We start from the raw sequence: 18,532 nt of genomic DNA, 5'->3' as shown, positions 1-18,532 counted from the left end.
TGAGTTTTGTCATGTTAAAATAATTTTTATAAATTGCGGATTGTTAACAAAAAACACCCCCTGACTCGGAATGTTTGACTCATTCTGTGACCTGTTTGATTTGGGGTTAGGGAATGGGTTTTTTTATTGGCTTAAAGAAATACAGGTAACCCGCCGGCTGGTCATCAACCAAAGGTTTTAGGCGACTATCGGAAGAGGAGGCCGGCGGGCCCTGCATGTTTTATTTAAATATTTTTATTATGCCATTACGTTATGGTTTGGTCGAAAACTTACTGACCGATGATCCGGACGACCTCATGGCCGTCACTGTTGACAATCCTACAATGGGGATTGATGAAATAGTTGAACGCATGATCAGTCGTGGTTCAACTGTAACCAAAGCCGAGGCACTTGGTACTTTGGAAGAGTTCAAATCGGCCGTCTGTGATATTGTAAAAGACGGAAACAATGTTAACACAGAACTCTTTGTAATCTATCCCACAGTTGCTGGTGTGTTTGAAAGCAAAAGTGAAGCCTTCAATGCCAGCAAACACGGGATTAACCTAAACCTGCGGGCAGGTAAGCGGCTGATTGAATCATCCCGCGACCTTAATGTGGAAAGGGTGGAAATTAGTGAATCAAAACCTACCCTTAAAACGGTTACTGACCTTAAGACGGGTGCTGTAAATGAATCAGTGACCGTGGGGCAGATTGTTTCAATTAAAGGCGGCTTATTAAAAATTGATACCGAATCTGCTGAAGCCGGCATTTTCTTTATCGATCCGGATGGTAATGCTCATAAAGCCTCTCGGATTGTAAAGAACAAGCCTTCCGAGTTGCTCTTTTTTGTTCCTGATGATCTGACTCCCGGCACTTACCAGGTTGAAATCAGGACTGTGCTCTATAAGCGTAAAAGCCTTTCAACAGGACGCCTGGGACAGGACATTGTGGTGACAGGTTAATCTTTGTTTTTTTGTATGCCCGGCAGTTTATCTCTGCCGGGTTTTTTATTGCTAAATAATATCTTCAGATTTTTCTAAAATTCAGCCAAACATGGGCTAATAGCCCATAGGGTCTGGGTAAGCAGGCCCATGATCCCCGGGTCAATGGGCCCATATAATATGGGTAAGTAAGCCCAAAGGGTTTGGGCCTATGGGCCCATAGTGTTTGGGCATATAGGCAGGCAAATTGGCCCAGCTACCAATTGAGGAAAGAAACTGACAAAGGCAAAAAATGAAAGCGTATCTTTGGTGGGTTCTAACTGTTTCCTGTAAATATCAATGGTGTAGCTAAGTGTCTGGAAAGTATAGAAACTAATACCAACCGGAAGGATGATGTTAAGTGTATTGGTAGTAGGATGAAAGCCAAAAACAGAAACCACATCAACAAAACTGTCGATAAAGAAATTGTAGTACTTGAAAAAGCCTAAAAGTCCAAGGTTCGTAAGAATACTTGTTAATAGCAGAACCTTACGCTTATGATAATTTTGGGTTTTTGCCAGTTTTGAACCTACTGCATAATCTACAATTGAACTAAATAAAATAAGTGCCAGAAACCGCCAGTCCCACCAGCCATAAAAAACATAACTTGCAATAAGCAACAAAAAGTTTTGGCCTTTTGTATTGTTTTTTAGAACAAACCAATAAAGAATAAAAACAATGGCAAGAAATATGGCAAATTCAAGAGAATTGAAGAGCATTGCTGAAAGTTTTTATTTGGGTACTTGACTTCTACCAGACAGTTTATACAATCTCAAAACCATGTCGGCTATCCCCTTATTTCTGAAGAGGCTTAAAAAGAAACTGATTTTCCCGTCGAAATTGGAAGCAATAAAGTGCTCTTGCTCTTTAATTTGTTGTGGGGTTCCAACTGTAGCAGTAACCAAAAAAATGTATATGAATCGCTTTAAATAAAGCTTATTTATTATACTGTCATCTTTTTTCTTTTCTATTATTTCGGTATATATTCTTTTGTGCCCAAGAAACTTGCTGTAAATAATATCCGGTTTTCTATCGGTTTTTCCTATGTTTCCAGCTTTATGAACCCTGAAGTAGGAATGAACTTTATCTAAAGACTGACATTTGGCTCCTCTTAAAAGGTATCGTATATTAAATTCCCAATCCTGATTGATTAAAAGATCTTCATCCCAAAGACCATATTTTTCAATGGCAGAGCGACGGTAAAGCGGACACATTGTCTGGTAAGACAAATTAAAATAGTCTGTAGAAGTGCCTGTAAGCTCTGTGCCCCAGAATTCATTCAATAATGCATCATTTTCATCAATATATTGCGCCCTTGAATAGACAAAATCAAGAGTTGAATCTTTTTTTAAAATATTGATTTCATTTTCCAATTTTTGGGGAAGTAGTATATCATCGGAATCGAAAAACTGAATAAAGACGCCATTGCTATTTTTAAATCCCAAATTTCTGGCCGAAGCGGCTCCTTTTGAAGTATTGCGGATTATTTGTGTAAATACTTCCGGTTCTTTTTCTGAGTGTTTTACAGCATTATTTATTTTCAAAAATTCTTCTTTTGAAGAGCCGTCATCAACAACAATTATTTCCACCGGGCGATGAGTTTGTGCGATTAATGAACTGTAAGCCTTTACAAATAGTTCGCTTCTGTTTTTAACGGGAACAATGATTGAAACTAAAGATTGATTCATACTTCTTTACTAATATATTTGGATGCTTCAGTAAAACATTTTTCTCCCATCTCTTTCCACTCTTCTTTTCTTTCCCATGCTCGCTCCATAGCATTACTAAAGGAAGAAAGATGTACCCCTTCGGCAATAAAACCCGTATCGTTGTCTTTGAGTACTTCAGCATTGCCACCTACATTTGTCACAACAGAGGTACGACCGCACAGCATGGCTTCCACAAGAGCTATGGGCATACCTTCATAATATGAGGGCATTACAAGAATGTGATTTTTTGCCCAAATATCTTTGCGGACATCGTTGGTGAAGCCTTGAAATGTAACTTTGTCCTCTATGTGAAAGGATTTGACCAGATGCTTATAAAAACTTTCATCAGGTCCGGAACCGTATATGTTAAGGTGCCAGGCGCGGTCTTTCCATTGGAGTTGCGAAAGAACCTGGAATAGTAGTGGATGACCTTTTACTGAAGACTGTAAACGTCCTACACAAGCCATTTGCATGGTTTGATGTTCAGGCCAGGGAAGAATCCCCGTCTCGGTCATGTTTACAGGGTTACGAGTGATGTCTCCATTGGGGAATGAATAGCCTGTCTGGCGGATAGAGATTTCCATGAGTCGATTAGAAACAAACCAAACTTTACGAGCTTTATTGCAGACTTTAATGATCTCTTCAATATTAGAATATTGTAAATAATAATTCTCAGGGTTTGCATGAATAATTAATTCAAAAGGCTTATCCAGTTGTAATAAATATTGCCTATAAGGATTAACCTCCAGATCACAAAAACCACCCATGCTGATGATTATTTTGTCGGGTTGTGCCTGTTTGGTGTGTTTTTTTAGCTGCCTGAAAGCAATGGTTTTTTCCACAAATTTACCCCATGGCTTTTTTAAAAGTTCGGGATACTGAAACCGGTTTCTTTTATGAATTTTGGCTCCGGCATGCCCTAATTGCTCTATTTTTTGTGGGATTACGCCTCTCCAGTTGAAAATGGAACAATGTACCTTATTCCCCTTTTTTAGGTCGTCATGAGCCATTTTAACCCAGAGTTCCTCACTGCCCCCCCAGGGGTGACCGGCCATGGTGGTGATGAATTGGATTTTCGCCATCAATAACTGTGTTTTAGCTTAATATTCTCCAGGGCTTTTTCGCCCTTTCTTTTTATTTCGTTTACACCTGCCTGTATGATTTCTTGGATTATTTTCTTTAACTGTTCCGTTAAACTATTGCTGGTCTGTTTATTGTGCCCGGCACCGTATAACGGTATTATCCAACCCAACTCATTATTATTTACTTCAGGCAGGGCTCTGATGTCGGTGGTTATCACAGGGCAACCGGCGGCTTGTGCTTCCAGTACGGAATAGCCGAAGGAATCGGCCCATGTGGGTAAGAGACCTACATGCGAATCTTTTACAAGCTCCAATACCTTATAATTGGGTAGCGATGAGTAATGTTTAATATTGTCGGGGTATTTATTGATTAGCTTTATGGCTTTTTTCTTATCCTCAATAGTGGTATGGGTAGCATAATCGCCATAATTGAGGCTGCTTACAATATTTAAAAACAGTTCGGGGTGTTTAGGAATGAGCCGATTGAAAACAGTGAGTATTTCAGCACCTCCTTTTCTAAAGAAATCACCTCCAACAAGAGTGAATGCAATTTTATCTTTTGGAAGTTTTTTTTCTGAGTAATCATCAATTAACGTGAGTTGAGGGGGGAGTTGTACTTTCATTTTTTTTTGAATGGCTTTGATGTATTGAGGGTATTCCTTTTGCAAGTAATCAATTTGCAAATCGTAAGCACATTGAGAAATGGCAATAATCTCTTTGCAATTGGCGGCTGCTAATTTTTTAACACCAAGGGTGTAAAGCCATCTGGGCATATTTCCCAGGCGCGGTATGGTAGTTTCGAAATGGACTTTAAAAGGATTATTTCCCAGGTTGATGGTATTGAAAAAATGGCATGGGGTTTTATTAGTAAAGGGGTTAAAGAAGAAGCCTTTCCAAAATGGATGGTAGCCTTTACCGGAAAGGATATGTGCCAATTTCAAGCCATAGTTAAACAGGTCTTTTTTCTCAATATACATGTTTGACTTATCGCATAAAATATTTCTGATTTCAGGGTAACCATTAAGATTGTTGTTAATTATTTTTTCCATTTGTAAGGGTGCTTAAAACTACCGAATAGTAAATAAGAAAGAATAAAGTAGTAGTTTAACTTATTCAGGTGGAGGGGAAATATGTATTTCAAGAAGACAGAGAAAGCTTTTGAATGTTTTCTTTCTTTGAGCAAGGGTAATACGCAGCTTGTTAATATAAAGCGACTGTATGCCCGCGGGCTAAAAAAAGGTTTGTAATCTTTGGCAAATTCTAAACTAAAATCCCAGGTGCCTCCTTTTGATTTTGGATTATTGTTTTCCCAATGAACTACCACATTGGGTTTATCAACAAAACTTGTTTTTATGCCTTGCGCTTCACAGCGTAGTAAAAAGTCATAGTCTTGGTGCCGTCGAAGTTTATCGTTAAATAAAACTTGTCTGACTAGCGAGGATTTAACAACTAAAGTCGGGGTAAACATCACGGAGCCCTCAACAAATAAGTAATCTGAAATTCGTTGATTAGGTTTGATTCCGTTAGTTGGCATTACCGATGTTCCCTTTTTGCTCAACACTATAGCCTGGCAATAGCAGAGGTTGCTTTTTTTGGCTTTTAAGGTGGTTAAAGCGCTTTCCAGATGATTGGGCAACCACTCATCATCCGCGTCTAAGAAGGCAATGTAATCACCTTTGGCAGCTTTGATGCCGGTATTTCGGGCGGCTGCACCATTTTTGTTTTCTTCGTGAGAAATAATTTTAATGCGCTCATCATTATAAGCCTCAATAACAGGCAGTGCTTTGTGCCAGTCGGGCGATGCATCGTTGATGATGAGTACTTCAAAATCTTGCAGACTCTGTGCTGACACGCTTTTAATGGTTCGATCGATGTGTTTTGCGTTATTATAATAGGGGATTACAATGGATATCACAAATGATGTTTTTTGTTTTTAACTATAAATTCTGGCAATTCGTTCTGCATTTTTAAATCCCCCTATGCGGTATGCCCAATAATAAAAGCCACGACGTTTAATAGGAGGAAAAGTCTGTTTGAAAATTTGTTTTCTTTTTTGGTTGGCTAACTCTAAGTCGTATTTGGCTAAAAGACGAATGAGCTGAAATAACCCACTAAGAAAAAAAAATGACTCCTTTTTGAAATAAGCGGGCTGATTGGTTTTTAGCCAGTCAACAATTTGAATTCTACAGTCCAGATAAACCAGCCATTTTTTATGAGGGTTGCGTTGACTTATTTGTCCGCTTTCGCGTTCGCGCACAATGGTGAGCGGTTCCCTGTCGTGGGCCACTTTGTCGTTTTGTTGCAACAGTCGAAACATGAGATCGGCCTCCTGGCTGCTTTTTAAGCTTTCGTTCCATCCACCTATTGATTTAATGCTACTTTTTTTCCATAAGTTGCTAGAAGTAATGCCTAGTTGGGTTGTAAACAAACTCTTAAAAGGGTTTTGTTCAACTGGTTGTTGGGGGGTGTCTTTGCCCGACAAGTCTTGCTTTAGGTAGCTCCCGGCGATAAAACTGCAATCAGGGTTCTCTTTAAATATGCTCACTTGGTGTTCAATTTTTTCGGGCATTAGCAAATCATCCGCATCTAAGAACTGAATCAATTCACCTTTAGATAAAGAGAGCCCTTTGTTGCGTGCGGCAGGAGAACCCGATTTGGTTTCTTTGTCAATAATTAGTTTAGGGTATTGCTGTTTTAGTTGCTTTAGGTTTTTCCAAGTACTATCGCTGCTGTTGTTGTCGATGCAGATGACCTCAATATGAGGGTAGGTTTGGGCATACGAGGAATGTACGCATTCTTCTATATAGTCCTGTACGTTGTAGCAGGGAATGACGATGGAGATGAGCATTAGTTACTTCTTATTGATGTCAATATTGTAAGAGGCAGCCATATGTATTTTTACTTCTTGATAATTTTCGATTAATTCATCCCACTTTTTCGAGTTAATTTTTTTTAAATGAGTGGCTACATCTGCATCTTCTAAATTTAAATAATTAAAAATTTTACTGGCAGTTTTTTGATGTTTTTCTGGTATAAGTAAATCGTCTTCATAAGTGACAGTGATATAATCTCCCTTTAAATTAGCCAGTATTTCGTTCTCAAGTTTATGATAATGATGTCTGAAATGTATCTTTTCATCTAAGTCATTAATATTAACCTTTATTTTTGGTGCTTGATAATCATTGAGATTATTATAACTATGATACCTTTTGGTGGTTTCTGCCATTATATTCGACATTGCGTGATCAAAAACATTTTTGCGTTGTAGAAAAATTATTTTCCAACCATTATTTTGTTGTTTATTAAGAAACTGGCTAATGTTATGTATTTTTTTTTGTTCTTCCAATTGATACACCTTTACTTTATAACCATAGCTAAACTTATTACCATACATTGCCAACTTGCCACGCAGAAAAAGTTTAGGGAATAATATATTACCTTTTCTAAAATTAGTTGCATTATTAAGTATTTCTCCTTCACACTTAATATTAGGATGACTATTTAGTAGACTAACTAATAATGTACTTCCACTTCTTCCTTGGCCAAAGATCAAAAACTTTTGATGCGTTGCACCTAAACATTTTAATGCTTTTATGTACGGTATGAATTGTTTGTTGAAATCAATAATATTGGAAACTAATGCATTGTATTTCTTCTCGTTAAGAATCTTGATTCCAAATGTTTCAATCTTTTTCTTTAATGCCTTCATGTTTTTGATATGTTAATTTGAGTTTGTTTAATGACGAGAAGGGATTTTAGTTATAAACTATTCTATAATATGAGTGGTTTGGGCGATAAAACAATTTTCGGTTTTTACTTAAGCCGTACTTAATTAATGTCCTATCTTTTTAGAGATATTAGGTTCTCAGAAACTAAGACATCTACAATTCTTCTTAGTAATTTTGAGCTTTTTGGAGAGCTGTATGTAACCCTCTTTGAGTTGTGGATCGAAAACAACTTGAAAGGGGTGTTGTTTAGGATACTTTAACTTTTTCATATCGCATCGCTGCTATTGCTTTGGGTAAAGATGAAAAAAATTGATAAAGAATTTAGGGTACATTAAAGCTATTTGTTCATCTTTATATACTTGCTGAAAGTTGTAATTGGGAATTATCAAAGAGAAGAGCATGTCATATTTTCGAAATAAATAATTTGAGATTGTTGGCGAATTGTATTGCTGATTTTAAAATTTTATTGTCCTTTTCTCATCACCTCGCTTGTTCAATTTTTTCGATCATTTCGTCGGAAAAACCATAGCCTATCGCTTTTCCTGGTATTTCTGTTGCAATGGCGTAGGGGGGAGATTTTAGTAATAACAGAAGAGGACCAATAACAGTTCCTCTTCCTAAAAAAACTCCGTTTATTATGATTTCATTTTCCCAAATAAGCACCTGTTCTTCATTTATATGTTTTTTTTGGACTGACTTCATTAATAAATAACGATTAATTACCCACTTTCTATGATTACTGTATAATAGTGGGGCAGTACTAATAAACTGTGAAGTATGATTGCGTATGCCGATTTTTACATCTTATGAAATTGAGCAAAATGCACCATTAGCTCTACAAGAGTCAGTAATGTTGCTATTTACCAATATATGTTTTCATACGGGTATTCTTTATTCTGGCTCCCTTTTCAATAAAAATGCCAATAGTTTTTAATAGGGATTCCGGAAGAATTGAACGAATATGACAGTCCGGGTATTTTTCGGGATAAACAATTTCAATATACCCCCTCCACATCACTTAATAATGGTAGGTTTGATGAATGAAATAAATTTAAAGTGTTTTTTCATTACTTATAATTGATGTAAATGTGCTATAATTATTCCTTGCATTAAAATTTTGATGCCAAAAATCACGTATTTTACTTCTTTGTTTTGACGAACGCGAGTGGGTCTTAAATATATTTATTATAGCGTTTGCTATAAAAGTTCCAGAACTATCGCTTGGAATTAGTTTGCCTGTTAAGTTGTTAACAATTTCAGAAGTACCTCCAACATTTGTCGCAACAACAGGAATACCGAAGCTTAAAGCTTCCATAATCGAAACCGGTAAGCCTTCCGTTGAGGAAACATTTATAAAACAATCCGGCTGGCAATTCCTGTAGTAATTAAAAATTTCGATATTATCTACATGTCCTTTTAACTCAGCCTCAATACTAAGGGGTAGTAGCTTTTGGGATAATCTTTTTATTTCGGCGAATAAAGGTCCATTGCCAAAGTGCACCCAATGGATGGGGATGTTTTTTATTTGGGCAAGAGCTTCCACAATTAGATATACGCGTTTAATATCTACCATGCGCGAACAACTCACGAGGGTATAGGTGTCGCTATGGTTTACCTTAGCCTCAAATGGGTGCTTTTGCTCCACACCTAAATGAGATACCTCGTATTTATTCTTGTAGGCTGGATATTTTTCTTGCATGTAATCCAGTCCGTCTGCGGCAATTAGGTATAGTTTGGAAACGTAATGCAACTGAAGTTTTCTGAATGGAATATAGCCAAAGAAATTTCGCTCTTCGTACAAATCGAAGCCATGTGCCCGTGAAATAAATCTATCAATCATTTTTTTTTCTTTAATGATAGCCAGGAGGGTGCTTTGTTCATTAAACCAATAGGTATAATGAAGGGCCTTGCCAAGTAGTTGATTGCTTTTTAAAAAGGAATGCAATACACTGGCTTGATAGCCAACTCGAAGAAGCGTGCTTATAGCTAGCCTTTTATTGGTGCTGCGGCGTACATCATTTATGCAGTGACGGATCCAGAAGCCAACATATCTCAGGCCTTTAACTGTGCTATAACCACTATAATCGATCATACGAACTTCCACATTAGCAGGTAAAGGACGCGGGGTCCCTTCTGCAGCTGCTGGAATAATCACAACCCGCTCAAAAGCTTGAGCTAAATATGTAATTTCAGTTTCAATAAATTGTTCACCTAGACCGTAAGGGAATTGAGCGGTGTAGAGGCAGAGGGTGTAATTATTCATTTAAAAAGATGTTATATTTCGAATAAAGACAAAAAGCTTGATTTTCAATACTCTTTTATTTGCGGACCTTATAAAAAAATAAAGATTTAATTAGTAGTTTTAAATAAAAAGTGAATGAATTATTTTTTAAGAAAGGATTATTAATAGCTTCAAAAAAAGTATTTAGTGTATATTTGTGAGGATCTATAAATTTTTGAAGTATATAAGTTTCAATTTGTTTCTTAAATACGCTCTGTATGTTATGATAAGTATATGAATTATTTATTGCATAATCTTTGGGTCTTTCTAAAATATCGTTTATCTGTTTTAAGGTTTTTAAATTAACTGTGTCATTGGTGTGCAGATCAATTAAATAATACTTTTGATTTTTTGTAAGTTGTCCTATTTTTTTATTTATATAATTAATGTAGAAAAAATTTTTTTCTGATTTCCAGGATGCTTCCCAATGATGAATCGTATAGCTGTCTTTAATACTCGTTATTTTGCCCTTATAATCTTTGGGGTAGAAAACATTCGGTTTGGCAATGAAATAATTGTTTGAATTTACCTTATTCGTTTCTATTAATATTTCCTTTAATAATACAGGAATAGGTTCTAACAAAAAGATATTGTCGTAGTATTCAATTAAATTTTTGATTACTATATTGTTTGGCATAACGCCGATAATACCACAACTCACTTGTTTATCAACTTCTTCACCGGCAAGGAATTCATATTCCCTAAATTTTTCAGGAAATGGTTTAATTACTTCCATATCCGTATCTAAATAGATTCCGCCATAGTCACGTAAAGCAAGTAGTCTGGCATAATCAGCTACGTAAGCCCACTTTTTTTCTTCATAGCAAATGCTCATAAATTCATTAGTGAAAATATCAACATTTGATTCATTCCATTCAATGATTTTATAGTCGGGCAGAAATTTTTTCCAACTATTGATGCATCTCTTGATTAAATCGTTGTGCGGATTACCACCAAACCAGCAGTAGTGAATTATTTTTGGAATCATTTGTTCTATTTTGATGCTCTTAAAAGTTTGTAAATTTTTGATGCTTGAATTTTTCGAAATAGTTGGATAAGTCTTGAATTTTTGTAATAATTTAGCTCTTCAATTGAATGAGAAAAAAAAGAATAATCTTTTATTAACCAGTAAAAATATTCATTAAGCACCTGTGTTCTCTCTTTTTTATGCAGGTCCGTCATTTTTTTCTGAGTGCTAAATCCTCCCGGGGCGAAGAAGGTTGTGAATAAACGTATATGACGGTAGCTACATCTATTTATAAACAAGGCTTTTAAAAAAAACTCCCAATCAGATACGATCTTAAACCTTTCATTATATAGTCCCAATTTAAATAATAAGTCCGTTTTTATAAAAGATGCCGGGTGGCCAATCGAGGCTGTATAAAAATCATAAAAACTTAAACTGTCTGGATATGTATAATCGCCATTTTCTAGCATAATATCACCATAAAGAATATCCTCTATAGCATTATCTTTTAACACTAATTTCAAAATGTCTGAATTTAACAGCCAGTCCCCACTATTCAAAAACAAACAATATTCTCCTTTGGCAACTTTAATGCCCTTATTCATTCCATTATAAATGCCTTTATCAGGTTCGCTAATCCAATAGAGGTGACGTTGTTTGTTTTTATAGAGGGCTTCATATTTCTTTATTACCTTTACCGAGTCATCTGTGCTGTAACCATCGATAATAATGTGCTCAAAGTTGGTATAAGTTTGGTTGATTACACTATCAATGGTCTTGTGCAGGCCGTTGGCATTGTTGAGGTTGACAGTTATTATAGAGAGCTTTAGTGCTGTGTCCATGTGTTTGATTGTTTACACTAAACGCCTGTAAAAGACTAAGAATTATTTTTTATTGGTTTGTTTTAAATCTGTTTAATATTTTATTTTTTACTTTAATACCAATCGCAGTTATTAATTCTTTAAACGTGAAGGTAATTGCCATTTTATTTGAATTTTTTAATTCTATTTGAGCTGTTTGCTTATAGTGAGCTTGGTACTGAGATTTTATATATTTTCCAAAACCTTCTTCAATGAATGCCTGAAATTTTTTGTCTGTCGCGATATTAAAGTTCATATAGGTGTAGCTTATATTTAGAATTAAACTTTCACGAGTAAACTGCTTGCTTGCACCCCCGGGGTGCTGCCTGTAAAACCCCATTATGCCATCAATGCGTTTAATTTTTCCTTTAAGTGCAAGTAGGAAAATTAACGAGAGATCACCGTTTTCAGCATTCTGCATCCATTTAGGATACTCGTCAATAACATTTTTAAAGCAGATACTGCATGTAGGGATAAACCATATTTCTTTTAATACGTCTTCTAGTGCATATATTCCATCTTTATCTGTGAATTCTTTGAATATTTTTTGATAATCATGTTGATTTATATACACATTATGAAAACAAAAGCTATAATCTTCATTCTCCTCCAAAAAATCCACCTGCTTTTGCAGCTTATGGGGGTCGGTCCAGTAGTCGTCGCCTTCGCATAAAGCGATGTATTTCCCTTTACAAGTTTCAAGTGTACGGATAAAGTTAGACATCATGCCTAAGTTAGCGGTTGCAGGGATAAGTTCAATCAGGTCAGGGTGTTGTTGTTTATATTTTTCACAAATATTGCGGGTTTTATCAGTGCTGCAGTCTTCACCAATAACTAATTTAACCGGAAAATTAGTTTTTTGCATTAAAACACCCTCTATTGCTTCGGCTATAAAGGGTTCATGATTATAGGTAATCATGCAAACACTTACTAAAGGATAGTCTGTATTATTTAATTGTTCCATATAAATGGAGTATATCTTTTTTTCGTTGTTTAATAAATCTAGCAGGGCATCCACCATGTATTTCCCACTCTGGGATGTCATTTTTTATTAAAGACATAGCACCAATAGCTGTACCTTCATTAAGGGTAACATTGGGTAATATGACTGTACCTGCTCCAATTTGTGTAAAGCGTTTAATTTTTACTTTGCCTCCAGTTACGTTAGTTAGTTTTCCCGGCACCATGGGGCTAATCATGTATTCTCCCGAAAAGTCATCAGATGCACTAAATACTGTGCACCGCGGGGATAGTCCAGTGAAATCTTCCATTTCTATACCAAATTTCCCATATAAAGCTGAATATGCTGAAATATGAATATAACTACCCAACATAATATGCCCCGAAAGGATACAAAAGTCGTCGATTCGCACGTTCGACCCGATTTCAATGGTTTCGGGGCTATATATTGAGGCTTTATCAGAAATCAAAACGTTGCATCCAATTCTTTTAAAGGACATTTTTTTTAATTCTTCCTCACTTAAAAATGGCATCCTTAATATTTTAGAGTTCGTATAATCAGTCGGCAAATCAGATCAATCTCTGCATTTGTAAGGCTGTAATAAAGTGGTAAGCACAATACTCGCGGAGCCATTTCTTTGCATATAGGAGTTTCTCCCCCGGATACATAATCTAACTCTGTTAAAGAAGGATAAAAGTAGCGCCGAGCAAAGATTTCGTGCCTGGTTAAGGCTTCAAAAACGTTAAGGCAATCGGCTTCTGTTTTAAAGATTATTGGATAATAACTGTAATTGTATTGGGTTTCAGGCGGTATAGTTGGCCGCAAAAGCCCTTTGTCCAATAGCCACTCATCATATAAAAAACTATCCTTCTTACGTTTTTCAATAATGGCACTGATATATGAAAGATTTGCCAGGCCCATGGCCGCATGAAATTCGGAGTTTTTCCCGTTAATACCAACGCCATTGAATTGGTCTGGCCCATCATGCCCAAAATTACGAAGATAAGCTAATCTTTTTAGTAGTTCAGGCCTTTTTGTTACTACTGCCCCACCTTCAACCGTATGAAAAATTTTGGTAGCATGAGTGCTTAAAACACTAATATCTCCATATGAAAATAATGATTTACCTTTGTACTTAACACCAAATGCATGGGCTGCATCGTAAATCACTTTTAACTGATGCTTTTGAGCGATGGCTTCAATTTCTTCAATGTGGCATGGTATACCATATACATGAGTAGCCAGGATAGCACTGGTTTTTTTACTAATATGCGCTTCAATTTTGTGGGGATCAATGGTTAGGCGTTGTGGATCAATATCTGCAAATACGGGTGTGCAACTTTCCCAAACAATAGAACTTGTAGTAGCCACATATGAAAATGGTGTAGTAATAATTTCACCTGTTAGCTCAAGAGCTTTTATAGCCATTTGAAGGGCAATAGTGCCGTTTGAGGTAAAAAGCAGGTGCTCAAGATTCAGTATTTCTTTGAGTTTTAATTCCAGTTCATTGACCAACGGCCCGTTATTTGTCAACCAATTTCGTTGCCAAACCTGATCAATAAGCGCATTGTATTCGTTTTTTGGTGGTAAAAAAGGTTTGGTGACTGGTATCATTTGTTTGATTTGTTAGCATGAATGTTAAATTGCTTTGGAACATCTATGCTAAAATATGCTCCCATTTTTTGCCAAATATCTTTGTCGTAAAGATCCCCATAAAACAATTTAGAGCTGTCATGTTGCTCAAAAAATGAAATGACCTCATGGTTATGCCGGGTGTAATGTTCCAAGTAAAGCTCTTTGTTTTGCTTGAGATCTAAAAGGTTGTCATTGTAAGTTGTATCGTGGCGGTCAAATTTTTGAGCAATATTAACAAAATCTTTTTCTCTTCTATATATTTTACAATGTATTTCTGTGTTTCCTAATGTTTTTCCCCCAGAATGATTGATCATAGATTTGAACCAATCTTCAGGAGGTCGCGTAAGAAGGATGAATTTAGCATTTTTAAATTCATGATAAAGCACTTTATAGAATTCAGGGCACCACCATGGATCATCTTCAAATACTTGGTTTTTGAGAAAATCTTTTGACTTGAATATTTGTTTGTAATTTCCATCAAGCCAGCTTTTTGTCCATTTGTTTTTTAACGAGATATCATAACCTGCTACGTTATACTTGAAATGCCTAAAAAATTCACCAACAGAAGTTGTTCCGCTACGTTGCATTGAAATGCAGAATATCTTATTCCTTTTTGTTCCAAACATATTCTAATATGTAATTTCCCAATCAAACTTTGGTTTTAAATCTCCACGTGTTTTTCCCATCCACGTACCCAGGGCATTACTTTCATTCAATAGTGTAAAACTAAGTATGTCATTTTCGGTAAAGATTACTGTTTTTTTGTCTTTCACTACCATAAGATCCATATAAAAGTTTCCTGTATTAAAGAAATTCCCCGGTATTTTCATTTTTATATTATTGCTACCCGGTTTTATTGTTTGCTTGGCATCATTGGAAGAAACCACAAACAGGTAATTCCCCTGGTCATTTTTAAATCTTAAATTAACGTGAAAGTTTGAATGGTTTGTGTTTGTAAAATTAATACCAACATTACATTCTATTGCTTCGGATATTGAAATGGGCTCTGTGTATTTTTTTTCAACAGCTTTTATACCAATTTCTTTTAGTTGAAAATGACTGTTTTTAATTTCTGGCTGGTCCCATTTCTTGTGATTAAGTATATCACTATTACCTTTTAAATATCTTGTTACACATGCGTCAATATCTGTTTCAAGAACTTTAAAACCATCTTCAAGAATAATACCGTTTGTACACAAACTCTTTACACTCGCCATATTATGACTCACAAACAGCACCGTTCGACCATCATTGGTACTCACATCCTGCATTTTTCCGATGGCCTTTTTCTGGAATTCCGCATCGCCTACAGCCAGCACTTCATCCACCACAAGAATTTCCGGTTCCAGGTGGGCAGCCACGGCAAAGCCCAGGCGTACCTTCATGCCGCTGGAGTAACGCTTCACGGGAGTATCTAAGTATTTGGCCACGCCGGCAAACTCCACGATCTCCTCCAGCTTGCGGGTGATCTCCCACTTACGCATGCCCATGATGGTGCCGTTCATGTAGATGTTTTCGCGGCCGGTCATCTCGGGGTGAAAGCCGGTGCCTACCTCGAGCAGTGAGGCCAGGCGGCCCTTCACGCTGATGCTTCCGGTGGTGGGGGAGGTAACGCGGCTTAATACTTTTAGCAAGGTACTTTTTCCTGCACCGTTTTTGCCTATAATGCCTAGTACTTCGCCCTGTTTTACTTCTAAGTTGATGTCTTTGAGGGCGGCGATGTGCTCGCCCTTGCGGGCTTTGGCGGTGCGGTCGTTGACACCGCCTACGAGGGCGTATGGGTCGTCTTTACCGCGGATGTTCATTTGCCACCAGCGGTTTAGGTCGTGGCTTAATGTGCCTGTTCCAATTTCGCCTAACCTGTAAATCTTCGAAAGATTTTCTATTTTAATTACAGTATCACTCACTGTTAATGCTTTTATATTTAATGATTTTCAAATATGTCAGGAGCCTGCCCCGATTTAGGGAGGCATAGCTTTTTAAAGCTTAGCCGAACTTATTCGGGGGTAGATTTTTGAGAGGTTTTCTATTTTTATTACTGTATTGCTCATTTTTTTCCACTGATTGTTTTTATGCCCTGCGGGCGGCGGTTGCTTCGCAACTTTAGGTTGTCCACAGATTACACAGATTAACACAGATTCTTGTGTTTTGCGGGTTAGGGGTTCCTCTTTCAGGTTTACCCTGTGAAGATTAAACTTCATAGGGGGTATGGTTCGGATGGTTGCTTCGCAACATTGGTAGTCCACAGATTTTCACAGATTATTTTGAATTAGGTTTGTGAAAGAGAAGGTCTATTTGCTATAATACAATTCTTTTGTATTGTAGCCTTTTACAACCAAAGTTTAATAAAATGCCTACTTTGAAATTTGTAGCTTTTAAATAATTCAAAACCTGTGCTTCATGCTCTCCACATAATTCATTTAAAGCTTTTAGCTCAACAATAATTTTATCATAGCAAATGAAGTCAGCTATGTATTTTTTTGACAGGACGTGTTCTTTATATTGAATTTGCAAAGGGACTTCTCTTTCATTTTTAATGTTTCTTGTTTTAAATTCGATGTTTAATGCTTCCTGGTACACACCTTCAAGAAAACCAGATCCAAGAATTTTGTGAGCTTCCATTGCAGCTCCAATAATTTCGTATGTTTCCTCTTTGAGAGGAAATTCTTTTTGAGTTAAGTTAGGCATAATTTAAAAAATTTAGAATCTGTGTTCATCTGCGTCATCTGTGGACCCAAAAAACAAAACGGCGCAGCCGTTTTATATTTTATTTGTGGACTCAATTTAAGACCCACTAAAGGTTATACTTCTCTTTGAGCGCTTCGTAGAGCAAATCATCGTCCGATATATCAGTTGGGGGATAAGGACGATAGGTTTCCAGAAGGGATTGGAGAAAATCATCCTCCGGAAACTTTTCAGCAAGTGTTTTTAATTTGTTGTATGTTGGGTTTATTGGTAACTGGTCATTGCTCATTGTTAACTGCTCATTGCGTTTCCTCCACGCCTACGGCACGGTGAGTCACAGAAGGCCCACCTGCAAAAACATATTTTACTACGGTGCAAAAATAGGGAAGTTTCGGTGGAGATAGAAAAAAGAGTGAACAAAAAGCTGCTTGAATCATCTGTTCAATACATAAGAAAAGAACCATTCCGGAATATTTTCATCGTCGCATTTTATTTCCACATCCGAGCCATCCGTTATTTCAGCAAAGAAGAAACTTTCTTTGCCTGAATTATCGAAAAGGAAAGCTCTGTCTGAAACTTTGATAGTTTTATATAAAAGTGCCAAAGAACGCTTGTATCTTGCCCGGATTGTTGCTTCGGGTACCGAATGTCCTTTTTGGGTAACTCTTATATTGACACGATTAACATTTATATCAGCCGATTCAGTAGCGATGTAATACAAATAAATACGGTATCCGTTTTGTTTGGCCGTTGTAATAAAATCAATTTTTGAAGGGTGACTTAAAACCGTTTCAAAAGTGAAAGAATGACCAGCTTTAGCATGTTGAATTCTTAATAAAGCAGCAATGTCAGCAGCAATGTAAGAGTTCAATAAATTTTCAGGAATAAATACTTTTTGATTAGAGATGTAAAATTGGTCAATAAATTTGTTGACAGGTAGTTTTACAGATGATGCACCTTCATTTGAAATAAAATTTTGTAATTCGGAGGTGGTAAGTTTTAGTTGATGATTTTTTAGGTTGAAATAACCATTTTTTCGTAATTCTGCTTCAATATCATCGGCATTAATTAAGAAACCGAGATTGATGTTATCAGGAATTTTATTAATAATGGTTGTTTTACCAGACCCATTAGGGCCCGCGAAAAGCCTGAGACGTTTTTGGGCCATGGGTTATATTACAATAACTTAAATTTTTTTTCGAGATTACGATGCGTGTAATTTAATCGATGCTTAACAATTTTTTCACCATTAGGGCGCATTTCAACAATGTTTCTACCTTCTTTGAAGATGACTGATAATTTTTCCTTTATTGCATTTTTAAAGCTTTCTGATGTTGCTTTTCTTGCCACTATCGGAATTATTTTCATTTCATTTATTGACGTTAAATGTTTGTGCATCACAACGGGATTTAATTTTGGTTTTGTGTTGTAAATATAGGCATTTTTTAAGCCATTTTCAAGATTATGTGTATCATGTTATCAATGTAAAATCATACTTTTATTAATCCATATTTCGTGGCTGAGGACTTTCATCCGAGTACTTCGCCCTGTTTTACTTCCAGGTTGATGTCTTTGAGGGCGGCGGCGTGCTCTCCTTTGCGGGCCTTGGCGGTGCGGTCGTTAACGCCGCCCACGAGGGCGTAGGGGTCGTCTTTACCGTCCCGA

20 protein-coding genes are annotated in these 18,532 nt (G+C 36.6%); 1 reads left to right on the top strand and 19 read right to left on the bottom strand.

Annotation, left to right across the window (positions count from 1 at the left end):
- Positions 1-239 precede the first annotated feature (239 nt).
- Positions 240-941 (top strand): HU family DNA-binding protein, encoded by a 702-nt coding sequence (locus tag DDZ16_RS19195; protein ID WP_158275717.1) that lies wholly within the window; start codon positions 240-242, stop codon positions 939-941.
- A gap of 188 nt (positions 942-1,129) precedes the next feature.
- Here DDZ16_RS19195 and DDZ16_RS19190 read toward each other — a convergent pair whose 3' ends face one another.
- From DDZ16_RS19190 to DDZ16_RS19095, 19 genes are all read right to left on the bottom strand, one after another.
- A complete protein-coding gene (locus DDZ16_RS19190; protein WP_198416768.1) occupies positions 1,130-1,678 on the bottom strand; it encodes an MBOAT family O-acyltransferase in 549 nt (182 codons plus the stop codon).
- 12 nt (positions 1,679-1,690) lie between these two features.
- Complete coding sequence (locus DDZ16_RS19185; protein ID WP_109266104.1) at positions 1,691-2,647, bottom strand: glycosyltransferase family 2 protein; 957 nt, start codon at positions 2,645-2,647, stop codon at positions 1,691-1,693.
- Positions 2,644-3,750, bottom strand: a complete 1,107-nt coding sequence (locus tag DDZ16_RS19180; protein WP_109266103.1) for a glycosyltransferase family 4 protein — start codon at positions 3,748-3,750, stop codon at positions 2,644-2,646. Before DDZ16_RS19180 ends, DDZ16_RS19185 begins: the two co-directional genes overlap by 4 nt.
- Entirely contained in the window at positions 3,750-4,799 is a 1,050-nt protein-coding gene (locus DDZ16_RS19175; protein ID WP_109266102.1) for a glycosyltransferase family 4 protein, read from the bottom strand. The genes DDZ16_RS19180 and DDZ16_RS19175 overlap by 1 nt, the downstream gene beginning before the upstream one ends.
- Positions 4,787-5,665, bottom strand: coding sequence for a glycosyltransferase family 2 protein (locus tag DDZ16_RS19170; protein WP_109266101.1), 879 nt, complete (start codon positions 5,663-5,665; stop codon positions 4,787-4,789). Before DDZ16_RS19170 ends, DDZ16_RS19175 begins: the two co-directional genes overlap by 13 nt.
- A gap of 18 nt (positions 5,666-5,683) precedes the next feature.
- The gene (locus DDZ16_RS19165) at positions 5,684-6,598 is read right to left on the bottom strand and encodes a glycosyltransferase family 2 protein (RefSeq protein WP_109266100.1); all 915 of its coding nucleotides are present in this window, start codon (positions 6,596-6,598) and stop codon (positions 5,684-5,686) included.
- A 3-nt stretch (positions 6,599-6,601) separates the two neighbouring features.
- Positions 6,602-7,459 (bottom strand): sulfotransferase family protein, encoded by an 858-nt coding sequence (locus tag DDZ16_RS19160; RefSeq protein ID WP_109266099.1) that lies wholly within the window; start codon positions 7,457-7,459, stop codon positions 6,602-6,604.
- Positions 7,460-7,958: 499 nt separating this feature from the next.
- The gene (locus DDZ16_RS19155; protein ID WP_109266098.1) at positions 7,959-8,180 is read right to left on the bottom strand and encodes an LbetaH domain-containing protein; all 222 of its coding nucleotides are present in this window, start codon (positions 8,178-8,180) and stop codon (positions 7,959-7,961) included.
- A 349-nt stretch (positions 8,181-8,529) separates the two neighbouring features.
- Positions 8,530-9,741 (bottom strand): glycosyltransferase, encoded by a 1,212-nt coding sequence (locus DDZ16_RS19150; protein WP_109266097.1) that lies wholly within the window; start codon positions 9,739-9,741, stop codon positions 8,530-8,532.
- 55 nt (positions 9,742-9,796) lie between these two features.
- Positions 9,797-10,762, bottom strand: coding sequence for a glycosyltransferase family 32 protein (locus tag DDZ16_RS19145; protein WP_232526823.1), 966 nt, complete (start codon positions 10,760-10,762; stop codon positions 9,797-9,799).
- On the bottom strand, positions 10,753-11,568 hold the full coding sequence (locus DDZ16_RS19140) for a glycosyltransferase family 2 protein (protein WP_109266095.1): 816 nt from the start codon (positions 11,566-11,568) through the stop codon (positions 10,753-10,755). Before DDZ16_RS19140 ends, DDZ16_RS19145 begins: the two co-directional genes overlap by 10 nt.
- A gap of 49 nt (positions 11,569-11,617) precedes the next feature.
- The gene (locus DDZ16_RS19135) at positions 11,618-12,550 is read right to left on the bottom strand and encodes a glycosyltransferase (protein WP_158275716.1); all 933 of its coding nucleotides are present in this window, start codon (positions 12,548-12,550) and stop codon (positions 11,618-11,620) included.
- On the bottom strand, positions 12,534-13,079 hold the full coding sequence (locus tag DDZ16_RS19130) for an acyltransferase (protein WP_109266093.1): 546 nt from the start codon (positions 13,077-13,079) through the stop codon (positions 12,534-12,536). The genes DDZ16_RS19135 and DDZ16_RS19130 overlap by 17 nt, the downstream gene beginning before the upstream one ends.
- A 2-nt stretch (positions 13,080-13,081) precedes the next feature.
- The gene (locus DDZ16_RS19125) at positions 13,082-14,161 is read right to left on the bottom strand and encodes a DegT/DnrJ/EryC1/StrS family aminotransferase (RefSeq protein WP_109266092.1); all 1,080 of its coding nucleotides are present in this window, start codon (positions 14,159-14,161) and stop codon (positions 13,082-13,084) included.
- Positions 14,158-14,808 carry a sulfotransferase gene (locus DDZ16_RS19120; protein ID WP_109266091.1) on the bottom strand — a complete coding sequence of 217 codons (651 nt, stop codon included), beginning with the start codon at positions 14,806-14,808 and terminating at the stop codon, positions 14,158-14,160. The genes DDZ16_RS19125 and DDZ16_RS19120 overlap by 4 nt, the downstream gene beginning before the upstream one ends.
- 3 nt (positions 14,809-14,811) lie before the next feature.
- The gene (locus DDZ16_RS21025; protein WP_109266090.1) at positions 14,812-16,089 is read right to left on the bottom strand and encodes an ABC transporter ATP-binding protein; all 1,278 of its coding nucleotides are present in this window, start codon (positions 16,087-16,089) and stop codon (positions 14,812-14,814) included.
- A gap of 391 nt (positions 16,090-16,480) precedes the next feature.
- On the bottom strand, positions 16,481-16,870 hold the full coding sequence (locus DDZ16_RS19105; RefSeq protein ID WP_109266088.1) for a GxxExxY protein: 390 nt from the start codon (positions 16,868-16,870) through the stop codon (positions 16,481-16,483).
- 106 nt (positions 16,871-16,976) lie between these two features.
- Complete coding sequence (locus tag DDZ16_RS19100; RefSeq protein ID WP_109266087.1) at positions 16,977-17,156, bottom strand: hypothetical protein; 180 nt, start codon at positions 17,154-17,156, stop codon at positions 16,977-16,979.
- 144 nt (positions 17,157-17,300) lie between these two features.
- Entirely contained in the window at positions 17,301-18,035 is a 735-nt protein-coding gene (locus tag DDZ16_RS19095) for a zeta toxin family protein (RefSeq protein WP_109266086.1), read from the bottom strand.
- Positions 18,036-18,532 lie beyond the last annotated feature (497 nt).

Source organism: Marinilabilia rubra (genome assembly GCF_003121985.1).
Classification (GTDB): Bacteria; Bacteroidota; Bacteroidia; order Bacteroidales; family Marinilabiliaceae; genus Marinilabilia; species Marinilabilia rubra.
This window is presented reverse-complemented; position numbering and strand designations above follow the sequence as displayed.